Origin of the sequence: Tenacibaculum sp. MAR_2009_124 (assembly GCF_900105455.1) — a bacterium.
Classification (GTDB): domain Bacteria; phylum Bacteroidota; class Bacteroidia; order Flavobacteriales; family Flavobacteriaceae; genus Polaribacter.
Map to the genome: position 1 here is coordinate 70,868 of NZ_FNSF01000001.1, position 11,869 is coordinate 82,736.

The 11,869-nt window shown below is 35.4% G+C and carries 1 protein-coding gene (only partly in view); it reads left to right on the forward strand.

Translation table 11 applies throughout. From position 1 onward, the window contains the following. Positions 1 to 11,858, forward strand: partial view of a non-ribosomal peptide synthetase gene (locus tag BLW23_RS00140; RefSeq protein WP_093667233.1) — the 3' portion only. Its footprint begins 39,604 nt before the window's first position; only the last 11,858 of its 51,462 coding nucleotides appear in the window; the start codon falls outside the window, past its left edge; it ends in the stop codon at positions 11,856 to 11,858. Positions 11,859 to 11,869: the final 11 nt, after the last annotated feature.

Below are 11,869 nucleotides of genomic sequence, written 5' to 3' on the forward strand. Positions count from 1 at the left end.
ATTATGTTGAAACAGTTAAAGAACGATTGTCAGGATTATTATCCTATGAACAAACCCCGCTTGCAAATGTTCAAAGTTGGAGTGGTGTTCCGAATGAAGTAGCATTATTTAGTGCTTTATTAAACTATCGTCGTACTCAAATAGGGTCTGAGGAAAAAGAAGCATGGGTAGACTTAGATTTAGGAGTTAATATTATTGGAGGTCAGGAGCGCACAAATTATCCTTTTACATTGAGTGTTGATGATAACGGAGTTGATTTTGGGTTAACAGCTCAAATAGATGAGAGTATCGATGTAAATCGAGTACAATCATATATGCAAGAGGCCTTGGAGCAATTGGTTGTAGGCTTGAATTCTGATGAAACGATTCAAGTAGGTAATACAACGATTCTTTCTTCAGAGGAAAACGCAGAAATACTAGAAGTTTTCAATGCTACAGAATTAGCATATCCATCAGAGAAGTCAGTAGTAGAACTATTTGAAGTACAAGCCGAAAAAACACCAAACAAAGCAGCGATTTCATTTGAAGGAACTACATTAACGTATGAGGAACTAGATAAACGTTCAAATCAATTAGCACATTATTTACAAGCGCAAGGAGTAGATACGGATACATTTGTAGGAATCTGTATGGATCGTAGTTTGGAGTTACTTATTTCGATTTTAGGAGTGTTAAAATCAGGCGGTGCTTATGTACCAATCGATCCAAGTTACCCAGAAGATCGAATTGAGTATATGTTAAGCGATGCAACGATTAATTTGGTATTGACAAGCGAGTCAAACAAAGAAACTCTCACAGATAAAAAAGACATCTCAGTTATTGTAGTAGATCAAGACTGGAATGAACTAATTGCAACCTATTCAGAAAACAGTTTAAATACAACTATTTCATCAAATGATTTAGCGTATGTGATCTACACTTCAGGAAGTACAGGACAGCCAAAAGGAGTTCAAATCGAACATAAAAACATTGTTAGTTTAAGTACGAGCTGTGATTATGTAGAGCTGAATTCAGATACGGTTTGGTTATCAACAGGATCGATTTCTTTTGATGCAACGACCATAGAATATTGGGGAACTTTACTCAATGGAGGAGAACTTGTTTTAACAACCAAAGACACTTTATTAGATACCGCAAGTTTTAAAGCATTATTACAAGAAAAAGAGGTAACTACCTTATGGATGACTGCTTCATGGTTCCATGGAGTAGTAGAGGAAGATACGAGTGTTTTTGCTTCATTAAAACATTTACTAGTTGGAGGAGATGTAGTTCTGTTCAACTATACCAATAAAATAAAAGAGTTATATCCAGATGTAACGATCATCAATGGATATGGACCGACAGAGAACACGACGTTCTCAACCACGTACACTATTGAAATCACCGAAGAAAATCTTCCAATCGGTAAGCCAATAAAGAACAGAGTTGCTTACATTGTTGACTCAGCAATGAACTTGGTTCCTGTAGGAGTAGAAGGAGAATTAGTTGTAGGAGGAGCAGGAGTTGCTAGAGGGTACTTAAACAATGAAGAACTCACCCAAGAGAAATTCATTTCAAGTCCATTTAAAGAAGGCGAAAGACTTTATAAAACAGGCGACTTAGTAAAATGGCTTTCTGATGGGAACATTGAATTTGTAGGAAGAAAAGATGCTCAGGTTAAGATTCGAGGATATAGAATAGAATTAGGAGAGATAGAAAACAGTTTATCAAACTTAAGTTCAATCAGTCAATGTTGTGTGCTTGCAAAAGAAGCAGTAAACGGTACCAAACGTTTGGTAGGATACATAGTTTCAGAAAACACTTTTGACAAAGAAGCAATCCAAACAGAATTAAAAGAGCATTTACCAGATTATATGATTCCATCGATTTGGGTGGAAATGGAAGAGATGCCACTGACAAGCAATGGTAAATTAGACAGAAGATCTTTACCAGAACCAGATAGTTCAGATTTATCAAGCAAAGACTATGTCGCACCAAGAAATGAAACAGAAGAACAATTAGTTGCGATTTGGCAAGAATTACTAGGTGTAGAACAAGTAGGAGTTTATGACGATTTCTTTGAATTAGGAGGACATAGTTTACTCGTTGTTCAATTAATCTCAAGAGTACAAAAGATAGGATTGAATATCTCAGTAAAAGATATTTTCTCAGAACCTACCATTGCAGGGATTAGTCAAAATGTATCCTCATCAGAGTTGATGTATCAAGTACCAGCCAATGGAATAACAGAAGGTATAGAGACTATCACACCAGAGATGGTTCCATTATTAGATTTTGCCCAAGAGGATATTGATACGGTTGTATCGAAAGCCCCAGGAGGGATATCGAACATCGAGGATATGTATCCATTATCACCCTTACAGAAAGGAATGTATTTCCATTATTTAATGAGTGATAAAAAGCAAGGAGATTCGTATGTGTTATCGAACTTATTATCTTTTAAAGATGAAGAAAAGCGCTCTTTGTTTATTGAAGCACTTCAGTTTGTAGTAAATCGTCACGATGTTTTAAGAACTTGTGTTGTCAGTGAAGGTTTACCAAATGCCGTTCAGGTAGTACAAAGAGAGGCTGAACTATTAATAGAGGAACTTATATTTGATAATACAATAGATGTTTTATCGGAATTAGAAGACTTAACCGCTCCAGGAAGTCAATGGATGGATGTATCGAAAGCTCCATTATTACAATTAAAATCGGCAGATGATAAGGAGCATGATCGTTATTATTTGATTGTCAATCAGCACCATTTAGTACTGGATCATGTTGGATTAGAAAAGATTGTAGAGGAAGTTCAAATGTACCTATTAGGACATGAGGAAAACCTTCCAACACCAGTATTGTACAGAGACTTTATTGGACATACATTACATGCGCAAACAACCAACGATAGTGAGACCTATTTCCAAGGGGTATTAGGCGATATTGAAGAACCAACCTATCCATTTAATTTATCAGACACCAAGGTGGATGCCAATGCCATTAAAGTGGCAAGTGTACTTTTACCAGATACATTAAATAAAGAACTTAGAGAAGTTAGCATCGAATTAGGAATGAGTCCAGCGGTATTATTTCATGCGGCTTATGGACTGGTGATCGGAAAGTGTAGTCATTCGGAGTATGCTTTATTCGGGTCAATCTTCTCAGGACGTTTACAAGGGGCGTTGAACTCAGCGGATTCTCTAGGAATGTTTATCAATACCTTACCTTTTTATGTTTCTTTAGAAGATACTACACAGGAATATATTCGCCAGGTAAAAGGACGCTTACAAGACCTATTACCTTATGAGCAAACTCCATTGTCAAACATCCAAGGTTGGAGTGGTATCTCTACGGAGGTTTCATTGTTTAGTGCCTTGTTAAATTATCGTCATTCTCATTCAGCAGTAGAAGAGACTGAAGCAGGAGAAACGATTGATTTAGGATTAGAAGTTATAGGAGGAGATGAGCGTACGAACTATCCATTTACCTTAAATGTTGATGACTTTGGAGAGAGTTTTGGTTTAACCGCTCAGATAGAACAAGGGATTAATGCAGATCGTGTATTGTCTTATATGCAAGAAGCCTTAACAAGTTTATTAGAAGGATTAAAGGCAGAGAAAAAAGAACCAGTTACAAGTTTAGCTATATTATCTGAAGAAGAAACTACAGAAATATTAGAAATTTTCAATGCTACAGAATTAGCATATCCATCAGAGAAGTCAGTAATAGAACTCTTTGAAGCACAAGCTGAAAAAACACCAAACAAAGCAGCGATTTCATTTGAAGGAACTACATTAACGTATGAGGAACTAGATAAACGTTCAAATCAATTAGCACATTATTTACAAGCGCAAGGAATAGAGGCGGATACGTTTGTAGGAATCTGTATGGATCGTAGTTTGGAACTACTTATTTCGATTTTAGGAGTCTTAAAATCAGGCGGTGCTTATGTACCAATCGATCCAAGTTACCCAGAAGATCGTATCGAGTATATGTTAAGTGATGCAACGATTAATTTGGTGTTGACAAGCGAGTCAAACAAAGAAATTCTCACAGATAAAAAAGGCATCTCAGTTATTGCGGTAGATCAAGACTGGAATGAACTAATTGCAACCTATTCAGAAAACAGTTTAGATACAACTATTTCATCAAATGATTTAGCCTATGTGATCTATACTTCAGGAAGTACAGGACAACCAAAAGGAGTTCAAATTGAACACAAAAACATTGTTAGTTTAAGTACGAGCTGTGATTATGTAACACTAAACTCCGATACGGTTTGGTTATCAACAGGATCGATTTCCTTTGATGCAACGACCATAGAATATTGGGGAACCTTACTTAATGGAGGAGAACTTGTTTTAACAACCAAAGACACTTTATTAGATACCGCGAGCTTTAAAGCATTATTACAAGAGAAAGAGGTAACTACATTATGGATGACTGCTTCATGGTTCCATGGAGTAGTAGAGGAAGATACGAGTGTTTTTGCTTCATTAAAACATTTACTAGTTGGAGGAGATGTAGTTCTGTTTAACTATACCAATAAAATAAAAGAGTTATATCCAGATGTAACGATAATCAATGGATATGGACCGACAGAGAACACGACATTCTCAACCACGTATACTATTGAAATCACCGAAGAAAATCTTCCAATCGGTAAGCCAATAAAGAACAGAGTTGCTTATATCGTTGATTCAGCAATGAACTTAGTCCCTGTAGGAGTAGAAGGAGAATTAGTTGTAGGAGGAGCAGGAGTTGCTAGAGGGTACTTAAACAATGAAGAACTCACCCAAGAGAAATTCATTTCAAGTCCATTTAGAGAAGGCGAGAGACTTTATAAAACAGGAGACTTAGTAAAATGGCTTTCTGATGGGAACATTGAGTTTGTAGGAAGAAAAGATGCTCAGGTTAAGATTCGAGGATATAGAATAGAATTAGGAGAGATAGAAAACAGTTTATCAAACTTAAGTTCAATTAGTCAATGTTGTGTGCTTGCAAAAGAAGCAGTAAACGGCACTAAACGTTTGGTAGGATATATAGTTTCAGAGGAAACTTTTGACAAAGAAGCAATCCAAACAGAATTAAAAGAGCATTTACCAGATTATATGATTCCATCGATTTGGGTGGAAATGGAAGAGATGCCATTGACGAGCAATGGTAAATTAGACAGAAGATCTTTACCAGAGCCAGATAGTTCAGATTTATCAAGCAAAGATTATGTCGCACCAAGAAATGAAACAGAAGAACAATTAGTAACCATCTGGGAAGAATTACTAGGTGTAGAACAAGTAGGAGTTTATGACGATTTCTTTGAGTTAGGAGGACATAGTTTACTCGTTGTTCAATTAATATCCAGAGTACAAAAGATAGGATTGAATATCACAGTAAAAGATATTTTCTCAGAACCTACCATTGCAGGGATTAGTCAAAATGTATCTTCATCAGAATTGATGTACCAAGTACCAGCTAATGGAATAACAGAAGGTATAGAGACTATCACACCAGAGATGGTTCCTTTATTAGATTTTGCCCAAGAAGATATTGATACGGTTGTATCGAAAGCCCCAGGAGGGGTATCGAACATCGAGGATATGTATCCATTATCACCATTACAGGATGGAATTTATTTTCATTATTTAATGAGTGATCAGGATCATGGAGATCCATATGTTTTACCAAGTTTATACTCATTCCCAAGTAAGGAAAAGAGAGCTTTATTTATAGAGGCGCTTCAGTTTGTCGTGAATCGTCATGATGTACTCAGAACCTGTGTTATCAGTGAAGGCTTACCGCAGGCGATTCAGATAGTTCTTAGAAAAGCCGTATTGGAGGTAGAGGAGTTAGATGTAGTTTTACCAGAATTAGAATTATTAGCTGAGCCAGGTAAGCAACGAATGGATGTTTCAAAAGCACCCCTATTACAATTAAAATCAGCAGATGATAAAGAGAATAATAACTACTATCTAATCATCAATCAACATCACTTAGTTTTTGATCATGTTGGATTAGACATCATTATCCGTGAAGTAGGAGCCTATTTATCAGGAGAAATATCGAGTCTTCCAAGGCCGGTTCTTTATAGAGATTTTATAGGGCATACACTTCATGCGCAAGCAACCAACGATAGTGAAACTTACTTTACCAATTTATTAGAAGGAATAGAAACACCTACCTATCCATTTGGATTGTCAGATATTCAAGGAACAGGAAGTGATATTAAGGAGTCACGTCTTATTTTACGAGAAGAATTAAGTGAGACTATAAGAAAGGTAAGTGCTGGATTAGGAATGAGCTCAGCAGTACTATTCCATGCAGCCTATGGACTGGTTGTAGGAAAATGTAGTAATAGTGATTATGCGCTATTTGGAACTTTATTCTCAGGACGTTTACAAGGAGCCTCAGGAGCAGCAGATTCATTAGGATTATTCATTAATACACTTGGTTTCTTTGTAGAATTAAAAGGAAGTGTTGCTGATTATATTAAACAGGTTAAAGAGCGATTAGGAGAGTCATTACCCTACGAGCAAACACCACTTTCAAACATTCAGAATTGGAGTGAGATTTCTAATGAGGTTCCATTGTTTAGTGCCTTATTAAATTATCGTCACTCGTCAATACCGACAGAAGAAGAATCTGAAGAAAGCATTATTGATTTAGAAATAGAAGTTATCAGTGATCATGAGCGTACAAATTATCCGTTTACCTTAAATGTTGATGATTTTGGGAAAGAATTTCAGTTAACTGCTCAGATTGATGGTAGTATTGATACGGGTCGCGTACTGACTTTTATGGAAGAAGCTTTGGTACAACTTGTAGAAGGATTACAGTCAGAAGAAGCAGTACCTGTTGAAACGGTATCAATTTTAGAAGAGCAAGAAAAAGTACAGGTATTAGAGACTTTCAATGCTACTGATGCTGACTATCCGTTAGATACAACGATACTAGATCTATTTTCAGATCAGGTAAAGCAATCACCAAAACAAGTTGCTGTTGTTTATAAAGGAGAAGAATTGAGTTATAAAGAACTCGATCAACGTTCAAACCAAGTAGCGAGATATTTACAAACTAAAGGAATTCAACCAGATGGATTGGTAGGAATTTGTATGACGCGTAGCTTGGAGATGATCGTAGGAATTTTAGGAGTTTTAAAATCAGGCGGAGCCTACGTTCCAATAGATCCGAACTATCCAAAAGAGCGTGTCGAATATATCTTAGAAGATACTGGAATAACATTAATATTAAGTAATGCAGCAAGTCAAGATGCTTTAGAAGGCCAAGAAGGGTTAACGAGCATTGTGTTAGATACGGATTGGGATCAGATTTCAGAATATTCAACAAGAAAATTAAGCTATCAATCAATCTCACAAGAGAATCTGGCGTATGTAATTTACACTTCAGGAAGTACAGGAAAACCAAAAGGAGTACTTATCGAGCATGGAAATATGTTCAACTTGGTAAACTGGGCAATCTCAAACTTCAAGGATTCATTGGATTTAGGAATGCTGGCAAGTACTTCCATCAACTTCGATTTATCGATTTTTGAGATATTTACTTCACTAGCCTCAGGAGCGAAGGTTGAATTAGTTGATAACTTATTATCATTAGTAGAAGATTCAAAAGTTTCTGTATCAATGATTAATACAGTGCCAAGTGTTTTACAAGGAGTCTTAGAATCTGGAAAACTACCAGAAACGGTAAAAACAATCAACTTGGCAGGTGAGCCATTATTACCAAGTTTGGTAGATCGTATTTACAAGGAAAGTTCAGTAGAAGCAATTTATGATTTATACGGACCATCAGAAGCAACTACCTATAGTACCTTTATCAAAAGAGAAATCAACGGAGTTCAAACTATTGGACGACCGATAGCCAATACACAGATTTACATTTTGAGTGAAAGAGACGAATTAGTCCCTGTAGGAGTTGTTGGAGAATTATGTGTAGGAGGAAAAGGAGTCGCTAGAGGATACTTAAACCAAGAAGAATTAACAAATGAGAAATTCGTTTCAAATCCATTTAAGGAAGGAGAAAGAATTTACAAGACAGGAGATTTAGCACGTTGGTTACCTGATGGAACGTTAGAATATGTAGGAAGAAAGGATTCTCAAGTAAAGGTTCGTGGATATAGAATAGAATTAGGAGAGATTGAAACTGCTTTATCAACTATCGAAGAGATTCAAAGTAGTTGTGTATTAGCCAAAGCAGATGTTACAGGAAGTAAGCGTCTAGTAGGATATGTTGCTGTAGATGGAGAGTTCAATAAAGAAAACGTTCAAGCCGAGTTAAAAGAGAGCTTACCAGAATATATGGTTCCATCTTTATGGGTTGAACTCGAAGAAATGCCACTAACGGCAAGTGGTAAATTAGACAGAAAAGCGTTACCAGAACTAGATGGATCATTATTATCAACTACAGCATATGTAGCACCAAGAAATGAGTTGGAATCTCAAATGGTGAACATTTGGCAAGATGTATTAGGTATAGAGAAAGTTGGAGTTTATGACAATTTCTTTGAATTAGGAGGACATAGTTTACTTGTTGTTCAATTAATTTCACGTTTACAAAAGATAGATTTCAATATTGCTGTAAAAGATATCTTCTCAAATTCAACGATTGCAGAAATAGCAGAGAAAGGGTCTTCGGATATTTTAATTTATGAAGTTCCAGCGAATGGAATTACAGAGGATACAGATTACATTGTTCCAGACATGCTTCCTTTATTAGATTTTAACCAAGAAGATATTGATGCAGTAGCTTCAAAGGTTTCAGGAGGCGTATCGAATATTCAAGATATCTATCCATTATCACCATTACAAGAAGGAATCTATTTCCACTATTTAATGAGTAATAAGGAGCAAGGAGATCCATATATTTTATCGAATCTACTTTCATTTACAAGTAAAACAAAACGTGATTCTTTTATAGAAGCACTTCAGTTTGTAATAGATCGTCATGATGTATTACGTACATGTTTTATTAATGAAGACTTACCGATAACTGTTCAGGTAGTGCAGAAAGAAGCAAAATTAGAAGTAGAAGAAATAACTATTGATGCGTCAAATGATATGGAGTTTGAGTTGAAACAACTTACAAATCCAGGAAGTCAATGGATGGATATTTCTGAAGCCCCCTTATTAAAATTAAAATCAATTGAAGATGAGGAGAACGAAACCTATTACTTGATAGTTAATCAACATCATTTAGTATTAGATCATGTAGGTTTAGAAAGAGTGATTATTGAGATAGAGCAATATTTATCAGGAAAAAAGGAAAGTCTTCCAACGCCAGTATTGTATCGTGATTTTATCGCACATACCTTACACTTGCAAGCAACGAATGATGATGAAGGGTATTTCAAAGATTTATTAGAGGATATTGAGGAGCCTACGTATCCGTTTGAATTAACGAATGTTTTAGGAAATGGAAGTGATGTTAGCGAGTTTGAAACCATATTACCAGCAGAATTAAGTAAGAGAATTCGAAACGTTAGTATCAAATTAGGAATGAGTCCAGCAGTATTATTCCATGCTGCTTATGGAATTGTTGTTGGAAGAAGTAGTAATAAAGAATATGCTATTTTTGGTTCACTATTTTCAGGTCGTTTACAAGGTGCAGTTGGAGCGGCAGAGTCTTTAGGACTGTTCATAAATACGTTGCCTCTTCTAACAAAATTAGAGGGTAACATAACTGAGTATATTCAAAAGGTTAAGCAAGGATTAAATGAGATATTACCTTATGAGCAAACACCATTGTCAAGCATTCAGAATTGGAGTGATATTTCTAATGAAGTTCCATTATTCAGTGCGATATTAAACTATCGTCATTCTGATACTTCGAATAATATAGAAGATGCTCCAGAAGAACGTGATTTAGGAATAATACATGTTGGTGGGCACGAGAGAACAAATTATCCATTTGCATTGAGTGTTGATGATTTTGGAGTTGATTTTGGGATGACGGCTCAAATGGATAGAAGCATTCTTCCAGAAAGAATTCTTTCTTATATGGAAATGGTGTTACATCAACTTTTAGATGGATTAAATTCAGAAAATACAGTCGAAAGCATAAGCATGCTTACCAATACTGAAGCAAAAGAGTTAGTTAATGATTTCAACAATACATCAATAGCATATCCAGAGGATAAAACATTAATCGATTTATTCAGTACTCAAGTTCAAAAAACTCCAAATGTTATAGCATCAGTTTATAAGGATGAGGAATTAACATATAAGGAATTAGATGAATTATCAAATCAATTAGCACAGTATTTAGTTGCTAATTATTCAATAAGTATTGAAAGCTCAATTACTGTTATTTTAGAAAGGAGTAATTGGTTAATTGTTTCAATGTTGGCAATATTAAAAGCAGGAGCGACTTATGTTCCAATTGACCCATCATATCCTGAAGAAAGAAAATCATACATACTTAAAGATAGTGGTAGTATTTTTAGTATTGATAATGAATTCTTAAACGAATTTAAAGAGCAAAAAGAGGCGTATGGAATAAATTCAACGGATGTTAAAGTAGATGCAACGAATTTAGCGTACATCATCTACACATCTGGAAGTACAGGGAAACCAAAAGGAGTATTAATTGAGCATAGAAGTATTGTCAATACCATTCTGTCTCAAATAGAAATATTCTCAATTACTTCAGAATCTCATTGTTTACAATTTGCAAGTCAGTCATTTGATGCATCAATTTCGGAGATTTTTACTGTGCTTTTAAAAGGAGCAACATTATATACAATCGAAGAGGATAAAAAATCGGATGTTTTGTTCTTCAAAGAATATATAAAAAACAATGCGATTACCATTGCTACGTTACCACCAGCATTTTTACAATTGTTAGAAGTTGAAGACTTACAAGGATTCACCACTTTAGTAACTGCTGGGGAAGCAATTCCTTTAACATTGGCAAAGAAGTTTGCCGAGAGTTATAATTACATAAATGCATATGGTCCAACCGAAACCAGTATTTGTGCAACTACCTTCAAAGGAAATATAGAAGCCCTTGTTCCAATGGGAAAACCAATCGATAACACTCATATCTACATTTTAAATGAAGCAAATGAATTATTACCAAAAGGAGTAGTAGGAGAGTTGTGTGTTGGAGGAAGAGGAGTTGCTCGAGGATACTTAAATAGAGAAGAACTAACAGCAGAAAAATTCATTCCAAATCCATTTAAGGAAGACGAAAGAATCTACAAAACAGGAGATTTAGCTCGATGGTTACCTGATGGAAATATTGAATTCTTAGGAAGAAAAGATGATCAGGTAAAAGTTAGAGGGTATAGAATTGAATTGGGCGAGATAGAAAATGCTTTAGCATCACTTTCATCGGTAAATCAAGGCTGTGTATTAGCAACTGCTGATTCAAACGGAAACAAACGCTTGGTTGGATATGTAGTTCCAAAAGAAACGTTTAATAAAGAACTTATTCAGCAAGAGTTAAAAGAGATGTTACCAGAGTATATGGTACCTACTCTATGGATTTCACTAGATGAAATGCCTGTAACAAGTAGTGGTAAAATCGCTAGAAAATCATTACCAACTCTGGAAGGCTCGGAGTTATCAAGTAAAGAATACGTAGCCCCAAGAAACAAGTTAGAAGAACAATTAGCAGCAATTTGGCAAGAGCTATTAAAGGTAGATAAAATAGGAATACACGATAATTTCTTTGAACTAGGAGGACATAGTTTATTAGCAACTCGATTGGTTGCAATGATTCGTAAAGAGTTATCAATAGAAATTTTTATTCAAGAAATTTTTGAGTTCAGTACCATAGAAGAAATGGCCTCTTATATCAATTATAAGGTAGTCAACTTTAGTGAAGATTCTGTAGATGATTACAGTATGAGTATTGACATATAATTTTTAATAAC